Origin of the sequence: Erwinia endophytica (genome assembly GCF_009295515.1) — a bacterium.
In the GTDB taxonomy this organism is placed as follows: Bacteria; Pseudomonadota; Gammaproteobacteria; order Enterobacterales; family Enterobacteriaceae; genus Erwinia; species Erwinia endophytica.
Map to the genome: position 1 here is coordinate 31,113 of NZ_RQVV01000049.1, position 24,174 is coordinate 55,286.

The 24,174-nt window shown below is 51.2% G+C and carries 21 protein-coding genes; 8 read left to right on the plus strand and 13 right to left on the minus strand.

Annotated features, from left to right (window positions below; all coding sequences use genetic code 11):
• Positions 1–28 precede the first annotated feature (28 nt).
• The 7 genes from pncC to tam form a co-directional block, all read right to left on the minus strand.
• Positions 29–523, minus strand: a complete 495-nt coding sequence (gene pncC / locus EH228_RS13725) for a nicotinamide-nucleotide amidase (protein WP_152322202.1) — start codon at positions 521–523, stop codon at positions 29–31.
• A 168-nt stretch (positions 524–691) separates the two neighbouring features.
• Complete coding sequence (locus EH228_RS13730; protein ID WP_420841466.1) at positions 692–1,720, minus strand: fimbrial protein; 1,029 nt, start codon at positions 1,718–1,720, stop codon at positions 692–694.
• A gap of 41 nt (positions 1,721–1,761) precedes the next feature.
• Complete coding sequence (locus EH228_RS13735; protein ID WP_338030664.1) at positions 1,762–2,283, minus strand: fimbrial protein; 522 nt, start codon at positions 2,281–2,283, stop codon at positions 1,762–1,764.
• Positions 2,280–4,841: a fimbria/pilus outer membrane usher protein gene (locus tag EH228_RS13740; protein ID WP_152322204.1), complete on the minus strand. Its 2,562-nt coding sequence runs from the start codon at positions 4,839–4,841 to the stop codon at positions 2,280–2,282. The genes EH228_RS13735 and EH228_RS13740 overlap by 4 nt, the downstream gene beginning before the upstream one ends.
• 46 nt (positions 4,842–4,887) lie before the next feature.
• Complete coding sequence (locus EH228_RS13745) at positions 4,888–5,568, minus strand: fimbrial biogenesis chaperone (protein WP_152322205.1); 681 nt, start codon at positions 5,566–5,568, stop codon at positions 4,888–4,890.
• 61 nt (positions 5,569–5,629) lie between these two features.
• Positions 5,630–6,199: a fimbrial protein gene (locus tag EH228_RS13750; protein WP_240116298.1), complete on the minus strand. Its 570-nt coding sequence runs from the start codon at positions 6,197–6,199 to the stop codon at positions 5,630–5,632.
• 515 nt (positions 6,200–6,714) lie between these two features.
• Positions 6,715–7,488 carry a trans-aconitate 2-methyltransferase gene (gene tam / locus EH228_RS13755; protein WP_152322206.1) on the minus strand — a complete coding sequence of 258 codons (774 nt, stop codon included), beginning with the start codon at positions 7,486–7,488 and terminating at the stop codon, positions 6,715–6,717.
• Between the two features lie 207 nt (positions 7,489–7,695).
• On the opposite strand from tam, the gene EH228_RS13760 reads away from it, so the two are divergent.
• Genes EH228_RS13760 through EH228_RS13780 form a run of 5 tightly spaced genes read left to right on the plus strand, consistent with a single transcriptional unit; the run spans position 7,696 to position 11,969 of the window.
• Positions 7,696–8,886, plus strand: coding sequence for a M20 metallopeptidase family protein (locus EH228_RS13760; protein ID WP_152322207.1), 1,191 nt, complete (start codon positions 7,696–7,698; stop codon positions 8,884–8,886).
• 28 nt (positions 8,887–8,914) lie between these two features.
• Complete coding sequence (locus EH228_RS13765) at positions 8,915–9,766, plus strand: transporter substrate-binding domain-containing protein (RefSeq protein ID WP_152322208.1); 852 nt, start codon at positions 8,915–8,917, stop codon at positions 9,764–9,766.
• A 12-nt stretch (positions 9,767–9,778) separates the two neighbouring features.
• The gene (locus tag EH228_RS13770; protein ID WP_152322209.1) at positions 9,779–10,498 is read left to right on the plus strand and encodes an ABC transporter permease; all 720 of its coding nucleotides are present in this window, start codon (positions 9,779–9,781) and stop codon (positions 10,496–10,498) included.
• An 11-nt stretch (positions 10,499–10,509) separates the two neighbouring features.
• Positions 10,510–11,196, plus strand: coding sequence for an ABC transporter permease (locus EH228_RS13775; protein WP_152322210.1), 687 nt, complete (start codon positions 10,510–10,512; stop codon positions 11,194–11,196).
• The gene (locus EH228_RS13780; protein WP_152322211.1) at positions 11,193–11,969 is read left to right on the plus strand and encodes an ABC transporter ATP-binding protein; all 777 of its coding nucleotides are present in this window, start codon (positions 11,193–11,195) and stop codon (positions 11,967–11,969) included. Before EH228_RS13775 ends, EH228_RS13780 begins: the two co-directional genes overlap by 4 nt.
• An 82-nt stretch (positions 11,970–12,051) precedes the next feature.
• Here EH228_RS13780 and mltB read toward each other — a convergent pair whose 3' ends face one another.
• Positions 12,052–13,140, minus strand: a complete 1,089-nt coding sequence (gene mltB / locus EH228_RS13785) for a lytic murein transglycosylase B (RefSeq protein WP_152322212.1) — start codon at positions 13,138–13,140, stop codon at positions 12,052–12,054.
• 209 nt (positions 13,141–13,349) lie between these two features.
• Between mltB and EH228_RS13790 the strand changes: the two genes are divergently transcribed.
• Positions 13,350–13,928 carry a DJ-1/PfpI family protein gene (locus tag EH228_RS13790; protein ID WP_152322213.1) on the plus strand — a complete coding sequence of 193 codons (579 nt, stop codon included), beginning with the start codon at positions 13,350–13,352 and terminating at the stop codon, positions 13,926–13,928.
• Between the two features lie 235 nt (positions 13,929–14,163).
• On the opposite strand, the gene narI is transcribed toward EH228_RS13790, so the two are convergent.
• The 5 genes from narI to EH228_RS13815 form a co-directional block, all read right to left on the minus strand.
• Positions 14,164–14,841, minus strand: a complete 678-nt coding sequence (gene narI / locus EH228_RS13795; protein WP_152322214.1) for a respiratory nitrate reductase subunit gamma — start codon at positions 14,839–14,841, stop codon at positions 14,164–14,166.
• 2 nt (positions 14,842–14,843) lie between these two features.
• The gene (gene narJ, locus EH228_RS13800; protein ID WP_152322215.1) at positions 14,844–15,566 is read right to left on the minus strand and encodes a nitrate reductase molybdenum cofactor assembly chaperone; all 723 of its coding nucleotides are present in this window, start codon (positions 15,564–15,566) and stop codon (positions 14,844–14,846) included.
• A complete protein-coding gene (gene narH / locus EH228_RS13805; protein ID WP_152322216.1) occupies positions 15,563–17,107 on the minus strand; it encodes a nitrate reductase subunit beta in 1,545 nt (514 codons plus the stop codon). The genes narJ and narH overlap by 4 nt, the downstream gene beginning before the upstream one ends.
• Entirely contained in the window at positions 17,104–20,865 is a 3,762-nt protein-coding gene (locus EH228_RS13810; RefSeq protein WP_152322217.1) for a nitrate reductase subunit alpha, read from the minus strand. The genes narH and EH228_RS13810 overlap by 4 nt, the downstream gene beginning before the upstream one ends.
• Positions 20,866–20,987: 122 nt before the next feature.
• Positions 20,988–22,376, minus strand: coding sequence for a NarK family nitrate/nitrite MFS transporter (locus EH228_RS13815; protein ID WP_152322218.1), 1,389 nt, complete (start codon positions 22,374–22,376; stop codon positions 20,988–20,990).
• Between the two features lie 320 nt (positions 22,377–22,696).
• Here EH228_RS13815 and narL point away from each other — a divergent pair, with 320 nt between their 5' ends.
• Entirely contained in the window at positions 22,697–23,344 is a 648-nt protein-coding gene (narL, locus tag EH228_RS13820; RefSeq protein WP_152322219.1) for a two-component system response regulator NarL, read from the plus strand.
• A gap of 257 nt (positions 23,345–23,601) precedes the next feature.
• Positions 23,602–24,147, plus strand: a complete 546-nt coding sequence (locus EH228_RS13825; RefSeq protein ID WP_152322220.1) for a YfaZ family outer membrane protein — start codon at positions 23,602–23,604, stop codon at positions 24,145–24,147.
• The last annotated feature ends 27 nt before the right edge of the window (positions 24,148–24,174 follow it).

Below are 24,174 nucleotides of genomic sequence, written 5' to 3' on the forward strand. Positions count from 1 at the left end.
TATACTGTATAGTCATACAGTATCAAGCTTAATTTTTGAGAAAATGATCACGCAACGTCAGCAGCGCCCAGGCTGTAGCCCTGCGCCGGACAGCCTCCCGGTCGCCAGAGAAAATTTTACACTGTGCCAACGTTTGGCGACTCTCCGCAGCAAAACCAAACCATACCGTACCTGGCGGTTTTTCTGCCGAACCCCCTCCTGGCCCGGCAATACCGCTAACGGATAAGGCAAAAGTAGCACCAGCCACTTTCCGTGCACCTTCCGCCATTTCCCGCACGACCTGTTCGCTAACCGCGCCAAAACGTTCCAGCGAGGTCGCCGTTACGCCAAGCATATCCTGTTTGGCCTCATTACTGTAAGTAACAAATCCCCGTTCAAACCACTGGGAACTACCGGCAATATCGGTGAGCACTTTCGCAATCCAACCACCGGTACAGGACTCTGCCGTAGTGACAGAGGCCTGCCGCTGCAGTAACCGTTGCCCCACTTCGCTACTCAACCGAGCTAATTCATTATCCGTCATGATATTCCCTCACTTCCCTCAGGAAGAAAACGGCAAGATTAGCATTTTTTTGACTTTTGCAGAGAGGAAAAGGCGGGGTTTGCGGGCCGCTTTCCAGCAATAAAAATCTTCACGGCAGGCAACACGCTTAGCTGTGGCTGCACAGCTAAGCGTCAACGCATTGAAATATTACTGATAAGAAAAAGTGATACTGGCAACCGCATTAGCGGTGCCTGGCGTAATGTCGCCAGTGCGAATATAACGGGCCTGAAAAGGCAGACTCAGCGTCTCGGCCTGCGAGGTACTTTGAATAAAAAACTGACCAATTGTCGAATTCAGCGAACTGTCAGGACCCAGCGACAACGGACCACTATTGTTATAGAAGAACTGTACTCCCACCCCCGTCGCGGTGGAATCAGGGGTTAAAGAAACCGTATCAGTCGTATTGCTCGGATCGGTCTGATCCGTGACCACACCATACAATGCGATGTTGGCATCACAGTTAAGACCAACTGTAAAATTCTTCAGCGCTGACGTACTGTTGACTGCGTTGAACGCCCGCACATCCAGACTTCCCATATCAACCTGTACACTAGGTGTGCTGATAGTACAGCCGGTGGCATTAACGGTAATCGTCGTCGGATTGATGATAACTTTCGCCGTTGCCGTTTCATTATTATGCGCAGTCAGCACTGCCGCATTAATCGTCGGCGTGACATAAACACCACTGGCCAGAGGCTCGCCAGTTTTCACGAAAGTTACTTTGGCAGACCATCCCAGGTCATTTGCGGTACCACTTGCTCCGTCAGCCGGATAAGTCTGGGTAGTACCGTTCTGCAAAGGAACATAGGCGGTAGCGTTAGAATCTTTCAGGCCCAGAATAAATCCCACACCAGGGACACCTGTTTCAAACACCGCGTAACTCACGCCATCCACAACGACCGTCTGGCCAGAGGCAACCAGACTACTATCGGGTTCCATAGTACTCAGAGAACACAAATAGATATAGCCACACCAAAAAACCTGGTTCACTGTTATCGTTGCGCTCCAGTCGCCACCAATGATGCTGCCGCTGGCGACAGAATCCGCTGGGCCGGAATACTCTAAGTCACTGGGTGAAAGAGTGATGTCAGACTTCCATTCCAGCGCCAAAGCCGGACGCAGGCAAAACAGACCCGCCAGAATCAACACCATAAAATACTTGTTAAAATTTCTCATCTAAAACTCCCCCTTGAGTCAGGGAAATGGCAGGTACACAATTAAAGATATTCAACCGTATAAGTTGCCGTTGCGGTAACGCTACCCGGCGTAACAGGCAACTGTGTAGCGACGATACGTGCATAAAAAAGCATATCCACGCTGTCATCGCCGGTCAGCCCATAGGCGCTGGTCGCGGTATTCAACGGAATCACCGTATTACTATGGTCAAGAAGCGAAACAGCCACCCCGGTCGCTCCCCCTTCATCCGTTTTTATATAGCGGCTGTCGTAGTCATCCACTTCGCCGCTAAAAGTTATTTTGGCTCCTTTAAAGGTCGGCCCACATTCTTCAAGCCGGATCCTGAAAGGTGTTTTTATTTGGCTGACCGCACCAACGCTTAAAAACTGGCGGTTAGATATTCTTCCCAGAAGGATATTAATATTTTCTGAATCGGTTGAAAGCGTACAGGTATTACCATAAAGCACGCCGGTTACGTTGATATATACGTCATAACTCAACGCAGGCATAGACCAACAACCTGCAAGCAATAACGAAAGTATCCATCGTTTTATCGATTTCATTGACATACCAGCCTTTGTGTATAGATATTCGTATCAGGATTATATTTACTGGCGTCAAGCTGATAATGGATGACGCAACGCTGATTCGCATCCCGCCCCCATTGCGCAATCAGCACACCTTTTTCCGGTAAACCTGAAAGCCAGAGTGCACCGGCGTCCCCCACTATCCCGCTTGAATATTCACTGTTTTTTAAGGTGACGCTGGTCCCAAAAGGCAACCACGAACCGCCTTTTTTGACGGTAAACATCGCCCGATAACCAATACGTGTCTCTAGCGTGGCACGTGCCATCGCTCCCGCATTGGGAATTTTGCTGACAATGGATTGTGGAATTTCAACGTTATCTCCAAGCGTTTTAACATCCAGATCCACGCGGTTTTCCCGATAAGCAGAAGCATAAGGAATAACAGCATAACCGCGGGAATCGGTATAAATACCTTTCTGGTTGCCCACTTTTATATTGGCGGCGCCTGGCGCTTTCACCAGAATATTAGTATTACCTAGCGGCTGGCTTAAGGTAATGCCATCTTCGTGCAAAACAATACCGCCATTAACGCCATAATTATAATAACGACTGTCCGACGTGTAACTGTATCCAGCATTATAAACCCCGGTTCTACCCTGATACTGCATCGACATATCTGCCCCACTTTGATTATTATTTCGGGAGCTATAACGCGCGTTAAGGTTATAATTTAAATTATCATTACCCGGCATATAACCACTGATACCGGTCGTGTGGCTGGTACCATTACGGCCGCTGTTAGTCATGGTATAACGGGCCCGTGAGCCAGACATGAATTTATCCAGCGGTACAGAAGCAGAGAACGAAACCGTGTTATCGCTTCTGTCTGACCAGACAGTCTGACTGTGCTGCCATGCCAGACTCCAGGAAACCATTTTCCAGTTAGTATTGTATGCCAACTGAGTACTGTTACTGGTTTTGCTGGAATTCCAGTAACGCTGCTGATCCAGCGACATGGAAACAGAGCCATACTCGCCCATGCGCTGTGAAAGCAACAACTGATTGTGCATTTTTCGCGAGTAATTCAAATTATAGTAGTTACTGGTATCAATAACTGGTTGCCCCTGCTCATCCAGTGAAATAGTATTGTCGCCACCTTTCATCCGCTTGTAAGCCGTATCACCCAGGGTATAAAAACCTCTGGTCGTGTATTGCCAGGAATAGAAGTTGAGGGTCGTTCCTACCGTATTCACCACCTTGCTGTAACGAAAACGGATTGAATCACCGCTGTGATTGCTGTCATCCACCAACGTACTGTTGGCATGAATGGCATCAATTGAAAACGCGCCATACGCTCCCAGGTTCTGACCGGCACCAACAGCATAAGCACGATAGCGTTCTGAAAACTGTACCCCGCCATAAAATGTCAATCCATAACGCCAGCCATAAAAAAAGTCGTTCTGGGTGAATGCGGGATCCGTTTGCTGATCGCCGCCCCGAAATTTGCCCGCACTCAGAGAGTATTTTAACTGCCCAGGCCGGACCAGGTTCGGCACACTGGCGAAAGGCACCACATAATGGGTGACCTGACCATCGCTTTCCTCAATAGATACATCAAGATCACCGCCTGAAGCCGTAGGGAAGAGATCGTTAATAATAAATTCACCGGGCGTAACGCTAGTCTGGTAAATCACATTACCATTCTGACGGATGCGCACAGTGGCGTTACTGCGGGCAATCCCCCTGACTTCAGGTGCGTAGCCTCGCAAGCTGTTTGGCAACATATTGTCATCAGACGCCAGTTGCACCCCTCTGACTCCCGCGCTGTCAAAAATAGCAGAGGAAGTATAGGTATCCCCCATTGTGAGCTGGGCCTGCAATGGCACCACATCCCGTTGCAGAGTGGTACTGATATGAGACCACTGCCCACCCTGGTTGTTGGTATAGTTCCAGTTAGTGGTGTCTCTTAACCGCCAGGCACCCAAATTGATCCCACTATTCAGACCAAGGAAATAGTTAGTTTGCCGCCAGTCATTATTATTTCCAGTGTACTCACTTTGTGAACCATTAACATTATAGCTAACAAAAGCAGTATTAATGCCATTCTCCCAACTGGCTGGGTTGATGAACCCACGTGGGCGGTTCTGCATCAGTACCTGAGGAAACGTTAATTTCAGTGTCAATTTACCGGCATCAAAATCGCTTTTAATGTCATAACCACTGAAAAGATCTTTTAGCAAAATACAGCCGTTCTGCGATGATAGCTTGGCTGCTTTATTACGTTCCAGGCCCAGTGCATCTATTTCTTCAGCAGTAAAGCAGGGAAGAAGCTGCGGAGTACCGTTATTATCGCTGGCAACGAATGAAACTTCTTTATCCGCGACAAACTCATTATTCACAAATACTGCTGTGCGATATTTTCCTGCAGGGAGCTCATGACCTTTTTCCAGCCAGGACAAATCAGCTATGTTTCCATCCTTACCCGCCAGAAAAAGAGGGTTGAACTGGTATTTATCCTGAGCCATAGCTGAATTAATGACCAGTAACAATCCCAGTGTTACTGCATTTTTCCGGAAAGACAAGTATGTATTCATAGATATTTATTGTCTACAGGTTATTGATATTATAATGAGAAAAATTTTAATTCAGATTTTTACTCACCAGAGGTGTCCATGCACCATAATCATTAATAGTCTGATAACTAACTCTTTTAGCTCCGTTAAAATTACCTGGTACGATACTGCTGCCTTTGGGTGACAACATTAAAGGTTTTACTTCTTTGCCATCCACACGTAACGTAATCAGTGTCAGATAATAAGGAGTTGGATTGTGGAGTGTCAGTTTCCCACCACTCAGGGACACCGTTATTTTATTATAAGCTTCATTTGCTTTGTCTTTCAGACCAACCGGACGGTAAAAAACTTTAATTCGGCTAGCTGCTGCCAGCTGTAAAGTATTCGCGCCCTGCTCTACACTCTGTGGAATGGCTTTTACTGTTAACCAGTAAAGTGTTTCCCGGTCTGTTGGCAATCCTTTTCCAGTGAAGATAATACGCAATGTATTTTCACTGTTGGGGCGCAATACAACTAATGGCGGAACAACGGTAAAGTCTTGAGTCTTTACTCCATTATCGTTATCCAGCCAGGTTTGAATAAGAAAAGGTGAAGTAGTATGAGTATTACGAACATCAAGTGAAGCCTGTTTATCACCAGCATTATAGATCAGACGAGTGGTACCCAGCCCCACACCACCAGAATTGGCACTGGCAAACATTGGCAATAGCAATGAAAACATTACCAACAAGACCGCAGGAATACGCATAATAATTTACCTCGAAAAAAGGATTCAGAGTTATTAACACTCTGAATCCAAATTAATTTAATTAAGAGTAAGTCAGGGTGTAAGTCGCGACTGCACTTGCATCACCGGAAGTCACATCACCGACCTCGGTATGATATTTCGCAGTGAAATTCAGTGTATTAGAGCCAGCACGTAGTGCAGTAGTGCTACTGGTTTCGTTTAAGTTAATCTGAGTACCCGTTTCGTCATAAAAACGGATAGACAGATTTTGTGCCGAACCACTACCACCATTGACTCCAGTAGCCAAACCCGTCGCATCATTAGCATCAGCAGTACCCGAGAATGTTACGGCAACATTTTTATAAGTACTGTTGTCGCAATCTTCCAGACTGATGGTGAAATCTTTCCCTGTTGACAATGTTGTTCCTGCTGTGGCCAGAGAGGCCGCACGAACCTGCCCCATATTGATACTCTGAACAGCCGAACTGCTTGATAATGCACACGCTGCGGTCACAACGCTCCCTTCAAAATTCAGGGTACCACCATCAACCGTCACTGGAACAACTTCATCATCAGCATAAGACAAAGCAGGTACAATAGCTAATGCACTACAAACTGACATTACTGCAACTGATTTAAGCATAAAACGCATAATCACATTCTCCATATGAAAATAACACTATAAATAGCAACCATTTAATAACTATGAATAACAATATAAGATACTCATTGCTGCCAGGTTACTATTAACGTCAACTACAAACATAAACGTTATCCTTTCGATAACATTTGCAGAGAGTCATCCATAACAAAATAAATACAACCAATTATTATAATTACACTACCAACACCAGTTTTATCTGAACTTCCTTATACCAGGAATAAAAGTCTGGTGAATTTCGTAATGAAATACTACTCCCCCTCAACTAAACAAAACCAAAACGATTTACATCCATTACAAATTAAATACGACCATTTGATCACATGACTTAATTTTTTATTATTATTTTTCAAAATAATTAATAACGCACTTTACTATCAGTAAAAAATAATTCACTATCAATCAGTTACAATATACATAGAGGAAAGAGAAACAAACGGGGCATTCTTCAATAAAAGCTAAACAAACCCCAAATTGAAATGAAAAGTCACAGGGTGAGATGAGGTTCAGCGCTTCTGCGCCACCATAAATAAACGCGGAAAAGGCAGCAATACACACCCATCCTCACGAATGCGGTAAATCTCTTGCAGTTCCTGCAGATAGCGCGCCAGGAAAGTCTCCTGCTCAGATTCTTCCAGCGGCGCAAGAAAAGGACGCAGTCCGGTTGCCCTCAACCAGTCCACAATCGCCTGAGGTGAAGGCATGACGTGATAGTAGGTGGTTCGCCAGATATCCACTGAGCACCCCACGGAACAAAGCACATCATAATAAGCTTCAGTACTGAGCGGACGTGCGCGGTTGCTCGCAGCAGAGCTAATCTTCTCTTTCCATCGCGGCAGTTCTCCTGTTTTACGCATCAGACTGTGGGTGGGTTGATCCAAATTATCCGGCATCTGCACCGCCAGTACGCCACACCGGGATAATTGCGCCACCAGATGCGGCAACCATTGCTGGTGATCAGTCAGCCACTGCAGTGAAGCATTGGCAAAAATCACCTGCTGGGGTGTCTCTGCCACCCAGTGCCGTATATCCGCCTGCACAAACCGGCAGTCAGGCAAACGTTTAAACGCCTGTTCCAGCATCGCCTTTGAACTGTCCACCCCGGTAATGCGCGCACTGGGCCAGGCTGCACGCAATAACTCAGTACTGTTGCCTGGGCCGCAACCGAGATCAGTTGCTGAATCCACTTCACGCAAGGGGATGCGGGAAAGTAGCTCTTTGGCGGGTCGGGTACGCTCAGCCTCAAACTGACGATAAAGATCAGGATCCCAGTCTTTCATCTTTTCCTCATAAATCATGTTTGGACGTATCTTTCACTATAGCAGCCCACCATGTGAAAAAAGTGTGGTCGCCCACCGAGTAATGACTTGTTTCCTCCCGTCCTTTTAGCCATTATCGATTGTCAGCACACCATGACTTTTTAAGCTGATTGTTTTGTATGATATTTTTCTGCCAGGATCCCCATTCTGGTCACTACGAGGTTATGCATGAAATCGTCTAAAACAGAGGGTACAGAGGGACAAATTGCCGGGATTGTGGAAAACATCGAATCCCGGCTGATTGCCTTGCGTCGGGACATTCACGCACATCCTGAGCTGGGGTTTGATACTCACCGGACGGCGGAAGTAGTGGCGAAAGAGCTGGAAAGACTGGGTTATCAACCGCAGAGAGGCATTGGTAAAACGGGTGTGGTACTCGATATTCACGGCGATGAACCAGGACCAAACTTGCTACTGCGCGCCGATATGGATGCCCTGCCGATTGAAGAGAAAACCGCCCTGCCCTTCGCCAGCGTTTTTCCCGGCAAAATGCACGCCTGCGGTCACGATCTGCATACCGCCACTCTGCTTGGCGTAGCCGCCGCGCTGAAAGAGTTGCAACCCCGACTGAAGGGGGCCTTGCGTCTGGTGTTTCAGCCAGCGGAAGAAACCACCGAAAGTGGCGCAGCCGCCATGATCGCCGACGGCGCGGCGGAAGGGCAGGATATGGCGATTACTTTTCATAATCATCCGGAACTGCCGGCGGGCAATATTTTGCTCACACGTGGTGCAAGCACCGCCTCCTGCGATGAATTTGACGTGGTGGTGACCGGAGTATCAGGTCATGCTGCACGTCCTCATGCTACGGTTGACCCCATTGTCGCGACAGCTTATTTGATAACCCAGTTGCAAACCGTTATCTCCCGAGAGATGGATCCGGCACAGTCTGCTGTTCTCACGGTGGGTCATATCGCAGGTGGCGCCACCCATAATATCATCCCTGACTCCTGCCTGTTTCGCGGCACGGTTCGGGCACGCTCTGCAGCCTCCCGTGATGCGGTAGAAGCCGCATTTCGTCGTATCTGTACCGGCGTGGCGTTGGCGATGAACGTTAAGGTGGACATTAACTACCAGCGCGGTGCGCCGCCGCTACTGAATGATGACCACATGGTCAACCTCGCAGAAAAAAGCATTACCAGCCAATTCCACCAACGGCCTCAGATTCAGCAAGGCCGAAGCTTCGGTGCAGAAGACTTTTCCTACTTCTCGGATTTGATGCCCGCCTGTCAGATCCTTATCGGTTCCGGACAACCTGGCCGCGACGACCATGTCCATAATTCGGATTACCAGCCAGACGAGAGCTGCATCCGTATCGGAACCCTTGCTCTTACCCGCTTAACGCTGGATATTCTTTCTTAAACTTTTTATACAACAACAGGGGTAGTCTATGAATCTGACACGCAAACGTTTTCTTAGCGCGGTAGTCGCCACACTGGGCCTGCTGGTTTTACCACCATTACAGGCAAGAGACCTCACCTCGCTGACCTTCGCCACTGAAGCCGCCTTCCCGCCTTACAATATGACCACGCCAGGTGGTGAAATCGTCGGCTTTGAGCCGGATATGATGAAAGAGATCGCTAAACGTGCCGGTTTCAGCTACAAGCTGGTCGCGCAGAGCTGGGGCGGGTTAATCCCAGGTCTGCTGGATGGCAAATACGATGCCATCGTTGATGCGGTGTCCATCACACCAAAGCGCCAGGAAACCATTAACTTCACTCACCCCTACATCAATGGCGGTTCCGGTTTTGTCACCACCAAAGACAGCAGTGTGTCTGGTCTGCCCGGTACCGGTAAGCGTATTTCGCTCAGTGATGAGGCCGGTAGCAAAACTGCCATCGACAGCATAACCAGCATCATTAAGGGGAAAACGATCGGCGTGCAGGTTGCCACCATCCAGGCTGACTTCCTGCAGAAATACTTTGGCAATATCGCGACTATTCGCACCTACCCTGGCAGTAAAGATGCTTTCTTCGATTTGGATGCCGGTCGGGTTGATCTGGTGATGGCGGCAGTGCCTAACCTGAGCGCTTATGTCAAACGCTCAAACGGGAACGGCGAGCTGACTGGCTATACCTTCCAGAATGGGGTGTTGGGTGCCGGTTCCGCTATCGGACTGCGTAAAGATGATACCGAGCTACAAGCGAAGCTGAACAACGCAATCGACTCAATGATGAAGGACGGCACGATGAAAGCCCTGATCATTAAATGGTTCGGAATGGACTTGTCGCCACAGGCATAAACGGAGAGCAGTATGGTTGTTGACTGGCAACTCCTGAGCTTCGGTCCTGAGGGGTGGGGCTTCGCGCTGCTAAAAGCAGCCGGCGTCACCCTGTCCGTGTCTCTGTGCGCTTTTCTACTTGGCTCGGCGATCGGCAGTCTGGTCGCCTGGGCCAAAATCACCGGTAACCGCTGGCTGAACAGGCTGGCTGAGGGCTATATCGTCGTACTACGCGGCGTGCCAGACCTGATTGTTATTTATATTTTCTATTTTGGCGGACGTCAGGTGCTGGCTTTTATCGGCCGTGCGTTGGGCTTCAGTGGTCCTTTTGACATCAGCGGCTTTGTCGCGGGCGCGCTGGCGATTGGGCTAATTTCCGCAGCCGGGCAAGCCGAGGTGTTTCGCGGCGCTTACAACACCATCGCCAAAGGTACGTTGGAAGCAGCGACCGTGGTAGGCATGGGAAAATGGTTAATGTTCCGCCGGGTCATTGTTCCACAGGCTTTAGCCACCGCGATCCCTGGCCTCGGCAACCAGTGGCAGTCAGCCATCAAAGAGTCAGCGCTGGTTTCCGTCACCGGACTGGTTGAAACCATGAACCAGGTGCAGGTTGCCTCTGGCTCGACCCAAATGCCGTTTTTTTTCTTTGCCGTCGGCGCGGTGATCTATCTGGTGATCACCTCTTTTTCTGAACTGGTCATCCGCCTGGCAGAGAAATGGTCCTTACGCGGACAGCATTACCATCAGCTTTAAGGACCCGATGTATGGATATTTCATTTATACAACAGACTTTTATAAAACTGCTGACCGGATTGCCGCTGACGCTCAATCTGACCGTGCTGGCATTGCTGGGCGGCGGTATTTTGGCTCTGTTGCTCAACCTGCTCCGGGCCAGCGGGCCAGGCAGCTATGTGGCCAAAGGCTATGTGTTTCTGTTTCGCGGCACGCCACTGTTGATCCAGATTTTTATGATCTATTACGGCCTGGGTAACATCAGTTTTATCCGCCACAGCGTTTTGTGGCCTTTCCTGCGCGATCCCTACTGGTGCGGATTGCTGGCATTGATCCTCAATGATGCGGCTTACACCTCAGAAATCCTGCGCGGCGGCATTCGTGCCGTCCCCAAAGGTTCGATCGAAGCGGCGCGTGTCTGCGGTATGTCGGCGTTCACCATTCTGCGCCGTATTATCCTGCCTATAGCTATTCGTCAGGCATTACCGGCGTGGAGCAACGAAGTGATCTCCATGGCGAAGTCGACGTCGCTGGTCAGCACCATCAGCCTGATGGACGTGACCGGTATCGCCAACGCCGAAGTTTCATCTACTTATCGGGCGCTGGAAGTGTTTATCAGTGCGGCGGTTATCTATCTGGTCATTTCACTGCTGGTTACCCACCTCCTCGCCCGCGTTGAACAGTTTCTTTCACCTGAAAAGTCCGGAGCAAGAGCATGAGCACACCGACCCTGGCGCTGCGTAATATCAAAAAGAGTTTCGGTCAGCATGAGGTGCTGCACGATATCAGCCTGACAGCCAACGACGGTGATGTTATCTCGCTGATTGGTGCCAGTGGTTCAGGCAAAAGTACCCTGTTGCGCTGTATTCCGTTCCTGGAAGTGGCCCAGGGCGGAGAGATCCAGTTAGGCCATGAAAAAATTGACCTGAACGGCAGCAATGGCTCGCTCAACCACGCGCAGCAGACCGTCATTAAAAATATCCGCAAACAACTGGGCTTTGTGTTTCAGAGTTTTAATCTATGGCCGCACCGCACCGTGCTGCAAAACATCATTGAAGCACCGATCCACGTGCAAAAACGTAACCGCAAAGAATGCATTGAAGAGGCGGAAGCGCTGCTGGATAAGGTTGGCTTGTACAGTAAAAAGGATGCCTGGCCTGCTCATCTGTCCGGTGGACAACAGCAACGCATCGCCATCGCACGGGCGCTGGCCCAACATCCGCAGGCGATTCTGTTTGATGAACCCACTTCAGCGCTGGATCCCGAACTGGTGGGAGAAGTATTAAAAGTGATCCGTGGGTTGGCTGAGGAAGGCCGGACGATGATCATTGTTACGCACGAAATGGGTTTTGCTCGCGAAGTATCGAATAAAGCTGTTTTTCTGCATCAGGGGATGATTGAAGAAGAGGGTCCGCCGGCTCAGGTCTTTGCCGATCCCCATTCGGATCGCTGCCGCGCCTTCGTCAGCAGCCATTTTCAGCGTAACTATTAAAGCACACTGCCCGTACCACCATCACCACGAAAGAAGCGCTGCGGAGTTTTGCAGCGCTTACCCGCGCGACACGTTCAGCGGTTTAACGGGCGTCGCGTACCGCTTCACCCAATTGCCACACCGCCATAGCGTAGTGATTGCTATGGTTGTAACGGGTTATCACGTAGAAGTTCGGCAGACCGTACCAGTATTGATAATATTTGCCCATATCAAAACGCAGCAGACTGACCTGTTGATACCCGTTTATCGCTACCTGCGGTGACAGCCCGGCAGCCGCGAGCTGACTGAGCGGGTAGCGGGTATCAAACCCCGTCGCCAGCATCGTCGCCTGGCCACTGGCGGGTATGGCTATGGCTTCCCCTTTTTGCCAGCCGTGAGCATTGAAGTAGTGCGCGACGCTGCCTATGGCATCAACCGGATCCCACAAGTTGATGTGCCCGTCACCGTTAAAGTCCACCGCGTATTTTTTAAAGGAAGAAGGCATAAACTGGCCGTAACCCATCGCCCCGGCGAACGACCCGCGCAGCTCAAGCGGATCATCATTCTCTTCTCTGGCCATCAGCAGGAAGGTTTCCAGCTCGTTGCTGAAGTACTCCGCCCGGCGTGGATAGGCAAAGGACAGCGTCGCCAACGCATCAATAATGCGGGTTTTACCCATCACTCTGCCCCAGCGAGTTTCCACCCCGATAATACCGACGATAATTTCCGGGGGAACACCATACACCTGCCAGGCGCGATTCAGCGCATCCTGATACTGGTTCCAGAACTGTACGCCATTCTGGATGTTATCTGGCGTGATAAATTTGTTACGGTAACGGATCCACGCACCATTCGGACCTGACGGCGCTTGATAAGACGGCGCCTGGCGATCCATCAGCCGCACGACCCAATCCAGTCGCCTGGTTTGTGCCAGCACATCATGCAGTTGCTGACGGTCAAAATTATGCTCTCGCACCATTTTATCGATAAAAGCAGCGGCAGCCGGGCTATCGGCAAAATCGCCGCCCAACGGAGCTATAGCTGTATCGTTTGAGGGGGCTAGCAGGAAGCTACTGCTACTGCTGCCTTTAAAGGGATTACCATGCGGCGCCACCTGCTGTTGTGGTGGCTTACTGCTACTACAAGCAGAAAGAAGAACCAGCGCGGGTAAAAGTTTGACCAGATAACGCATTGCATATCCATAGTGCGACAAGAAAGGCCATCATGGTAAAGCATTGTCTGGCACGAAGAAAAGCAGATGTTATGTAAATGCGTTCTTGTTGGCATTTGTTTACTTTTTTCTGCCATGCGGCGCATTCCGTATCAGTGACGATTGACATTGATAAAATAAAACTATATTTCAATAATATTGATTATATATTTTATTATTCAGGAGGAATGATGAGTAAACAGGCCGCAATATTGTTAGCACCGGGTTTTGAAGAAGCTGAAGCCTTTATTATTATTGATATCTTGAACCGGCTAAAGGTGAAAGTGACTACCGTTGCCTGCCACAGTGCACGAGAAGTACCGAGCTATCACGCCGTACCGGTGTTTACCGATGTCCTGCTAAGTGATTTGCAGCACCAGATGTTTGATGCGGTAGTCATCCCTGGCGGTCCGGACGGTACGGTGAACCTGGCGGCGAACCCACAGGTGACAACGTTTATCCGTCGTCATGACGACGCGGGAAAATGGATAGCGCCTATCTGTTCTGCCGCGGCAAGGGTGTTGGGCGGTAACCACCTGCTGAAAGGTCGACGCTATACCTGTTCGGGAGATTTGTATCAAAGCGTGACGGATGGCGTCTACTGCCCGGATAGCGTGGTAGAAGACGGCAACCTGATCAGCGGCAAGGGGCTGGGTAAGAGTTTTGAGTTCGCCTTCCAACTCGCGTGGCGTTTAACCGGTGACACCGACACCGCTGATTTCCAGGCTGAGCATATTTATTTTGATCACTGGAGGAGTGGCAACGCTTAAGTCACTGACGGATGAATAATCTCGCTGGCGGTATTGTTCAAAATACGGCGGCAGCGGCGGGAAGCTCCGTACCTGTTGGCGGAATATCCGCACTCCATGGGAGCCCGTTTCGCCCGTCTATGGCGCGAAACGGGCCGCTTCATCCGGATCCCCTTCCCTAACCAGGAGTGATGCCGCTGTTGTACCGTTTAATCATAGCCGTGCAATGGGTGCCGCCATTGTTGACCGTACCGGCTCAGCGCTGGTTGCGCACCAGTTGATAGCGACGGGTGAGATATTCCACCGGCGCGCTCCAGATATGTACCAGACGACAGAATGGAAACAGCAGGAACAAGGTCATGCCCAACACCATGTGCAGGCGGTAAATGAACGCCACCCCAGCCAGATGTTGCGATGCTCCCCCCTGAAACGTCACCACCGCCTGCGCCCAGGCCACCAGCTTCATCATCTCGCTGCCGTCCATATGTTGTGCCGAGAAGGGAATAGTCAGCAACCCAAGGCAGGCTTGTACCACCAGCAGCGTCAGGATCAGAATATCGCCGACACTGCTGGTCGCCCGCACTCGTGGGTTAGTCAGTCGGCGCTTCAACAACAGCCCGCCGCCGATCAGCGTCATCAGTCCACACAGACCACCGGCAACCATTGCCAGCTTTTGTTTCACCTCAATCGGCAGGAAAGATTCATACACCCAGTGCGGTGTCAGCAGGCCGACAATATGGCCGAAGAAGATGCCGATAATGCCGATATGAAACAAATTAGACGCCAGGCGCATCCCTTTTTTATCCAGCATTTGGCTGGAGCCCGCCCGCCAAGTGTACTGACCGTAGTCGTAACGTAACCAACTGCCGACCAGAAACACCGTACCCGCCAGATAGGGATAGATATCGAAAAAAAATCGGGTGAGATAATGCATAATTATGCTCCTTTGTAACGCTGAGTGGCCTGCGCCACATCCAGATACTGCGGCGCAACCGCGCCGGCAAAACGGCGCTGGTGCACTGCCTGCTGCGCCGAAGCACAGCCCTGTTCGCCAAGAAAGGTGATCTGCTCCTCTTCCCACACCGCATCCAGCGCCGCGGGGGTATCGTCGCGGGCTTCTTGCGCAACCTGCGGTTGCAGCGCATCACATTCCACTTGCGCCCCTGACAGAAAAATCAACGCATCAAACAGTACCGCGTACTGGCTCTGGCGTTGATGCAGTCTGGCTGCCAGCAGCGCCAGAATGGGGACAATATCTTGCAGGCCGCAACGGACGCGCTCTGCCGTTCCGCTGGCAAGATATTCCAGGTACAGCGGCAGGAAATCCGGCAGCTCTTTCACATCCAACTCCAGACCCTCGGCCCGGTATTGCGCCAGCAAATCCACCATCGCCTGTCCGCGATCACGAGACTCGCCATGCACATGCTCAAACAGCAACAATGAGGTGGCGCGACCACGGTCAAACTGCTCGCCGTATTCAGCCTGCACGTCCAACAACGGTCGGGCGCAGAGCGTGCTGATAAACCGTACCAACCGCGCACTGTGTTGCAGGTTCAGCTCGCTGGCGGTTTCCAGCACGGTGATCAACTCGTGATGATGTTGAAACAACTCGCTGTCGGGGTAATCCAGCAGACGACCAATCACTCGCACCGAGATCATGAGGCATCCTCCCGGTGAGTCGTTTTTTTCGTCACATCAATGGCGTCAATGCGGCGACTGTTGAACAGGTTGAACGAGGAATCGCTGCCATGACAGCCGTCACCGAAACTAAAACCGCAGCCTTTACTTTCCGGGAAAGCTTCACGCGCCAGTTCGCGATGGCTGGAAGGCACCACAAAACGGTCTTCATAGTTAGCAATCGCTAAATAGCGATACATTTCCTGCGCCTGTGCTTCGCTCAGTCCGACCTGCTCCAACGCGCGGGTATCCACTATGCCATCCACCGTTTCCGCGCGTTTGTAATGCCGCATCGCCAGCATTCTTTTCAGCGCCAACAGTACCGGTGCCGTATCGCCAGCGGTCAGCAAATTGGCAAGATATTGCACGGGGATCCGCAAACTCTCAACATCCGGCAACACACCGCTATGCGCCAGAGACCCCGTATCGGCGACACTTTGTATCGGTGACAACGGCGGTATGTACCAGACCATCGGTAACGTGCGGTATTCCGGATGCAGTGGCAACGCCAGCTTCCACTCCATAGCCATTTTATATACTGGTGAACGCTGTGCCGCTTCAATCACACTCTGTGGAATACCGTCCTGCAATGCCTGCGCTATCACCGCGGGATCATGTGGGTCGAGGAAGAGCGCCATCTGGTCGTGGTAGAGCGCGTTTTCTTGCTCTGCCGACGCCGCCTGCTCAATACGGTCGGCGTCATACAACAATACGCCGAGATAACGAATACGCCCGACACAGGTTTCAGAACAGACCGTGGGTTGCCCGCCTTCGATACGTGGATAGCAGAAAATACATTTTTCCGATTTGCCGCTCTTCCAGTTAAAGTAGATTTTTTTGTATGGGCAGCCAGTCAGGCACATACGCCAGCCACGACATTTATCCTGATCGATCAGCACAATGCCATCTTCGCCGCGTTTGTAAATCGCCCCACTCGGACAAGTCGCCACACAGGCAGGGTTCAGGCAGTGCTCGCACAAACGCGGCAGATACATCATAAAAGTGTGTTCGAACTGACCGTAGATCTCTTTCTGAATATTATCGAAATTTTTGTCCTGCGAACGCCTGGCAAATTCGCCGCCGAGGATCTCTTCCCAGTTTGGCCCATTTTCGATCTTCTTCATCCGCTGACCGGTTATCAGTGAACGAGGTCGGGCAATCGGCTGATGTTTACCCGCCGGCGCGGTATGCAAGTTCTGATAGTCGTAATCAAACGGCTCGTAATAATCATCCAGTGCGGGGACATTCGGGTTAGCGAAGATCTTTGATAACACACCGACACGGTTGCCCATACGCGGTACCAGTTTGCCGTTAATCTTACGGATCCAACCGCCCTTCCACTTCTGTTGGTCTTCCCAGGCGGTGGGATAACCAACGCCCGGTTTACTTTCGACATTATTGAACCAGGCATATTCCATCCCTTCGCGGCTGGTCCAGACATTTTTACACGTCACAGAGCAAGTGTGGCAGCCAATACATTTGTCCAGGTTCAGCACCATGCCGACTTGTGAACGAATTTTCATGATTTATTCTCCTGCTGACACCCCTGGCAGTCATCATTGCCTTCACCATCTAACCAATTGATATGGTTCATTTTACGCACCACCACAAACTCATCGCGATTGGAACCGACCGTGCCGTAATAGTTGAAACCGTAAGACAATTGCGCGTAACCGCCGATCATATGGGTCGGTTTCGGACAGGTTCGGGTCACCGAGTTATGGATACCGCCGCGCTGGCTGGTGATTTCCGATCCCGGAATATTCACGATGCGCTCCTGGGCGTGATACATCATGGTCATCCCGGCTGGAATACGCTGGCTGACCACCGCCCGGGCGGTCAACGCACCGTTGGCGTTAAACACTTCAATCCAGTCGTTATCAACGATGCCCAGCGTTTTCGCGTCATCCTCACTGATCCACACAATAGGGCCACCGCGTGACAACGTCAGCATTAGCAGGTTGTCACTATAGGTTGAGTGGATCCCCCACTTCTGGTGCGGCGTCAGAAAGTTCAACGCCATCTCCGGATTACCGTTCGGCTTTTGGTTCAACAAGGGGCTGGCTGCGCGGGTATCAATCGGCGGACGATAGACCAGCAGACTTTCACCAAAGGCTCGCATCCATTCATGATCCTGATAAAGCTGCTGACGACCGCTGAGGGTACGCCAGGGGATCAGCTCATGCACATTGGTGTAACAGGCGCTATAGGAAACATGTTCATCCTCCAGACCTGACCAGGTCGGGCTGGAGATAATTTTGCGCGGCTGAGCCTGAATATCACGAAAGCGGATCTTCTCGTCTTCTTTATTCAATGCCAGATGCGTATGGTCCAGCCCGGTGATGTCACCCAGCGCACGCCAGGCTTTTACCGCCACCTGACCGTTAGTCTCCGGCGCCAGTGAGAGGATCACCTCAGCCGCATCGATGGCGCTGTCGATTTTGGGTCGTCCGGTGGCCGGGCCGCTGGCTTTAGTGTCGTTCAACTGTTTGAGAAAATTGACTTCAGTCTGGGTATTCCAACTGATGCCCTTGCCGCCATTCCCCAGCTTATCGAGCAACGGCCCAAGCGAAGTGAAACGCTCCCAGGTCGCCGGGTAGTCACGTTCCACCACCATAATATGCGGTGCGGTTTTGCCGGGGATCAGCTCGCATTCGCCTTTTTTCCAGTCTTTCACTTCTAACGGCTGCGCTAACTCTGCCGGGGAATCATGCTGTACAGGCAATGTCACCACATCGCTTTCCACCCCCAGATGGCCGGGACACAAATCGGAAAAGGCCCTGGCGATTCCTTTATAAATTTCCCAGTCGCTTTTGGATTCCCAGGCCGGGTCCACGGCAGCAGATAACGGATGAATAAACGGATGCATATCCGAGGTATTCATATCGTCTTTTTCGTACCAGGTAGCGGTAGGCAATACAATGTCGGAATACAGACAGGTGCTGGACATGCGAAAATCCAGCGTCACCACCAGATCCAGCTTGCCTTCGCCGCCCTGATCCTGCCATTCCACTTCCTCCGGCTTGACGCCGCCCTGTACGCCGAGGTCCTGGCCCTGGATACCGTTTTCCGTTCCCAGCAGGTACTTCAGCAGATACTCATGACCTTTACCGGAGGAACCGAGCAAATTGGAACGCCAGACAAACAGATTACGCGGAAAGTTCTGCGGGTTATCAGGCTGCTCAGAGGCAAAGCGCAGCGAACCGTTTTTCAACCGCTCAACCGTGAAGTCAACCGGCGACTGACCTGCCGCGTTGGCCTGTGCGGCAATGTGCAGCGGGTTCGTCCCCAACTGCGGCGCGGATGGCAGCCACCCCATACGTTCTGAACGCACATTAAAGTCAATCAGACTGCCGCTGTAGCGGGTTTTATCCGCCAGCGGCGAGAGCAACTCGCGAGGGGAAATCGTCTCGTAGCGCCACTGGCTGGAGTGATTATAGAAAAACGAAGTACTGTTCATATGGCGTGGCGGACGCTGCCAGTCCAGCGCGAAAGCCAACGGCGTCCAGCCGGTTTGTGGACGCAATTTTTCCTGGCCGACATAGTGCGCCCAGCCACCGCCGCTCTGGCCGACACAGCCACAAAAAATCAGCATGTTCATCAAGCCGCGATAGTTCATGTCCATGTGGTACCAGTGGTTCATCCCGGCACCGACAATTATCATTGAACGACCGCGCGTTTTCTCCGCATTCTCCGCAAATTCACGGGCGATACGGATGATATTCTGACGTGAGACGCCCGTTATCTGCTCAGCCCAGGCCGGACTGTAGGCTTTCACCTCGTCGTAATTCTGCGCACAGTGGGTATCGCCCAGACCACGATCAAGGCCATAGTTTGCCAGCATCAGATCGTACACACTGGCGACCCGCGCTGTGCGGCCATCCGCCAGTTGCAGGCGTTTCACCGGCAGCTTGTGCAACAGGATCTCGTCCAGCGCCACACTGTTAACATGATCACTGCTTAAACCACCGAAATACGGGAATCCCACCTCGACCACCTCGTCGTGGCTACCCAGCAGACTGAGTTGCAGCTCCACTTCCCGCTGCGACTTGCCTTCACGCTGCTGTAGATTCCATTTCCCCTTTTCCCCCCAGCGATAACCAATCGATCCCTGCGGCGCCACCAGCTCGCCGCTGGTCTGGTCGATGGCGATAGTTTTCCATTGCGGGTTATTGTCCTGGCCGAGATTATCCACCAAATCACTGGCCCGCAGTTGACGACCGGCGGCATAGTAGCCGCCGTCGCGCTCTTCCAGCAGTACCAGCATCGGCATGTCGGTATAACGACGAACATAATCGCTGAAGTAAGGCACCTCACGGTCAAGGTGGAACTCTTTTAGCATGACATGGCCCATTGCCAGCGCCATCGCACTATCAGTGCCTTGTTTCGGGTTCAGCCACTGGTCGCATAACTTGGCCACTTCGGCATAATCCGGCGTCACCGCCACCGTTTTAGTGCCTTTGTAGCGTACTTCAGTAAAGAAATGGGCATCCGGGGTCCGGGTTTGCGGCACGTTGGAGCCCCAGGCCATAATGTAAGAGGCGTTATACCAGTCAGCCGATTCCGGCACATCGGTCTGCTCGCCCCAGGTCATCGGCGAGGCTGGCGGCAGGTCACAATACCAGTCGTAGAAGCTCAGGCAGACGCCACCAATCAGCGACAGGTAACGGGCACCAGCCGCATAGGAAACCATCGACATCGCCGGGATCGGCGAGAAGCCGATAATGCGATCCGGACCGAAGGTTTTGGCGGTATAAATGTTGGCGGCGGCGATCAGTTCATTGACCTCCTGCCAGCTGGAGCGCACGAAACCACCGCGACCACGGGCCACTTTGTAGCTTTTGGCTTTTTCTGTATCGCTGACGATGGACGCCCAGGCCTCGACAGGATCGTGGTGCTGTACTTTCGCCTCACGCCACAGCTTGATCAACGTTTTGCGCATCAGCGGATATTTCAGACGATTCGCGCTGTAGAGATACCAGGAATAACTGGCGCCGCGCGGACAACCGCGTGGCTCATGGTTTGGCAAGTCTGGACGCGTGCGAGGATAGTCGGTCTGCTGGGTCTCCCAGGTGACCAGACCATTTTTCACATAAATCTTCCAACTGCATGAACCGGTACAATTGACCCCGTGGGTCGAACGCACGATTTTGTCGTGTTGCCAGCGACTGCGATAACCCTCTTCCCAGTCGCGATTAGTGTTGAGTGTCTGGCCGTGATCACCAGAGAACGGTTCCGCCAGCTGTTTGAAGTAGCGCAACCTGTCAAGAAATTTGCTCATCCGGAGTGCTCCTGAAGGCTCTGTTGGGTATTAAGTGACATTGCTAATCCTGCGACGCACCTGAGCGCGAGGCAGATAAAAGAACTCGCGACCCGTGTTCAATCCGGGCCGATGAAACGTTTTCATTGTGTTTTTTTACGGCTGTAAACCAGCCAGGTGATCAGGAGGCACATAACGTAAAGCGCCAGGAACACTTTCATGGCTCCGGCTGGCGAGCCGCTCATCGACAAAGACATCCCAAAAGTTTGCGGAATAAAGAAACCGCCCAACGCCCCGATGGCGGAGATGAAACCCAACGCGGCCGATGTTTCCGTTTTCGCCTCGTGCTGTGCCAGCGCGTCCGAACCGCCCTCTGCCTTGACGCGCTCAAAGGTCAGCTTGCGAAACATCACCGCAATCATCTGATAGGTTGAACCGCTCCCCAAACCTGCAGTGAGGAACAGCCCCATAAACACACAGAAGAAGGCAATAAATGAACCACTCTGACCTTCGCCAGGCAGGGTCAGGAACAGCAATGCGGAGAACACCGCCATGGCGATAAAATTGATTAACGTGACGCGGACACCGCCTAAACGGTCGGAAATGATACCGCCAGCAGAACGCGCCAGCGCCCCCAGGAAAGGCCCAAAGAAGGCATAATGCAGGATCACCACATCAGGAAACTGCGTTTTTGACAGCATGGCAAACCCGGCGGAAAAACCGATAAATGAACCAAAAGTCGCCAGATACAACACGGCCATGATCCATAAATGGGCCCGTTTCAGCACCGGTAATTGCTCACGCAGAGATGATTTCGCCGCTGACAGGTCATTCATGCCAAACCAGGCGGCAAAAGTCGCTATCACCAGCAACGGCAACCAAATCCATGCGGCGTTTTCCAGCCAGATAGCATTACCATTGCCCTGCGCCTCACCGCCGAAGAAACTGAAGATACCGATTGAAACGGCCAGCGGGGCGACAAACTGCATCACACTGACGCCGAGGTTACCCAACCCGCCGTTGATGCCTAACGCACCACCCTGTTGGGCTTTCGGAAAAAAGAAGCTGATATTGCCCATGCTGGACGCGAAGTTAGCGCCAGCAAAGCCACACAGTAACGCGATTATCACAAAGGTTGAGAAAGACGTACTGCTATCCTGCACCGCGAAACCCAGCCACAGGCAGGGGATCATCAGAATGCCGGTACTGAAGGCGGTCCAGCGGCGACCACCAAAAACAGGAATAACAAAGGAATAGGGCACACGCAGCAAGGCGCCCGAAACAGCCGGTAATGCGGTCAGAAGAAACAGCTGGTCAGTGCTAAAATTGAAACCGACTTTATTCAGGTTAACGGCAACGGCGCTGAACAGTTGCCAGACACAAAAGGCGAGCAACAGAGCAAATACTGAAATCCATAAATTGCGGTTAGCAACGCGTTTACCGCACTGTTGCCAAAAATCAGCGTCTTCTGGTTGCCAGTCCTCAATCACCGACGCACTTTTTTTAGAACATCCTGGAGTAGATTGCGACATAATTTTCTCATTAAAGAAGGATTATCGCCTTATCCTGCTGCCCCACCCCAACGACCAGGTTGACGTAAATCAACCTGAAGTGAGGTTGTTTTTCCTCGTGTCAGTGCCTCGCTCCCAAATGAGTATCGAAACCAAGTTAAATTTAACCTTGTTAATCATAGGGTTTATCGTCAATATCTCCCACTATACTTGATGAACCACAGCCACAAGAAATTAAGAGGTACTCCATTGGTGGTATAGGGTTATACCCCGGGCAATCAGTAAAATGACACAAAACTAACTGCTTATCGTGCTATCACCCATCAAAAAGGACCCGCGCAGTGAAAAAAGAAGCCGCCACTATATTACTGATAGACGATCATCCGATGCTGCGTAACGGGGTGAAACAATTGATTGAACTGGATGAGGATCTCCAGGTCATTGCCGAGGCCAGTAACGGGAGGCAGGGTGTGGAGCTGGCCGAACAGCACGATCCGGATTTAATCCTGCTTGATCTGAATATGCCGGGCATGAACGGGCTGGATACGCTGGTTCAGCTTCGTACTATCGATCTGTCGGGACGCATCGTGGTATTCAGCGTGTCGAATGATGAAAATGACGTGGTGAACGCACTTAAACGCGGTGCCGACGGTTATTTGCTGAAGGATATGGAACCGGAGGAACTGCTGCAATCCCTGCATCAGGCTGCCGCCGGTCAGATGGTACTGAGTGAAACGCTGACCAATATACTGGTCGCCAGCCTGCGGGAAAATCGCCCGGCAGAAGAGCGCGACATCCAACAACTGACCCGACGCGAGCGCGATATTCTAAAATTAATCACCCTGGGTATGACCAATAAAGCCATTGCCCGTAAGCTGTCAATAACCGAAAGCACCGTCAAAGTTCACGTCAAACATTTACTGAAGAAGATGAAACTGAAATCCCGCGTTGAAGCCGCCGTGTGGGCTTTGCAAAACGGTCATATCTGATGGCCATTAACCTGCCGTTTACTTTTGCATTCTCTTCAACACTATTATTCCAGTCCCTGATTTTCAGCTAAAAAAGAAAAATTCGACTATGCCATCACTATTCCCCCTGACATCAGGAAAATAATATCTCCTTAATAATTTAATTTGTTACGTATAAAAATAAGGAAAGTTATTATTTATTACCCTATGGTTTACGAATGGTTTAATAAACAGGGATAAAATAATCGTCATCTGATAACAGAGTAAGGAAATAAAAAATGAAAAAATTAGCTTTAGTGGCAATCTCGGCACTGGTCATTACTTCCACCTCCGCCATGGCGATGGGAGTCAGTCTGGAGCAAGGCAAAAACTTTACTAATCTGAACGCAGAAATGGGTAAAGATTCTGGCGGTTTATTCCTGGATGGAAACTGGGTTAAAAACACCGACGATGGCGTTCAGGTTGGATCAGTGGGTACCGGTTATAATCTGGATCTGGGGCCTGTCATGCTCAGCGCGGGTATGAAAGCCGCTTATATTGGCCCGAAAAAAGGTGACAACGGGGTGGCATTCCCTATCGGCGGTGGCGTACGTATTGCGCTGCCTGCAGATTTCGCCATCTATGGTGAAGGCTATTCAGCACCACGCGGCTTAAATAACAGTGTGAAAAACTATGTTGAAGCCGATGGCGGCGTGAGCTGGTCACCTGTTGCACCGCTGACGGTAAAAGCCGGCTATCGTCACGCCAGCGTTGATGGTAAAAACGGTCGCCCAAGCCATACACTGATTGATGGACCATTTATTGGCGCCGGTATGAATTTCTAAAACTGACGCATTGCCACACATCATTTT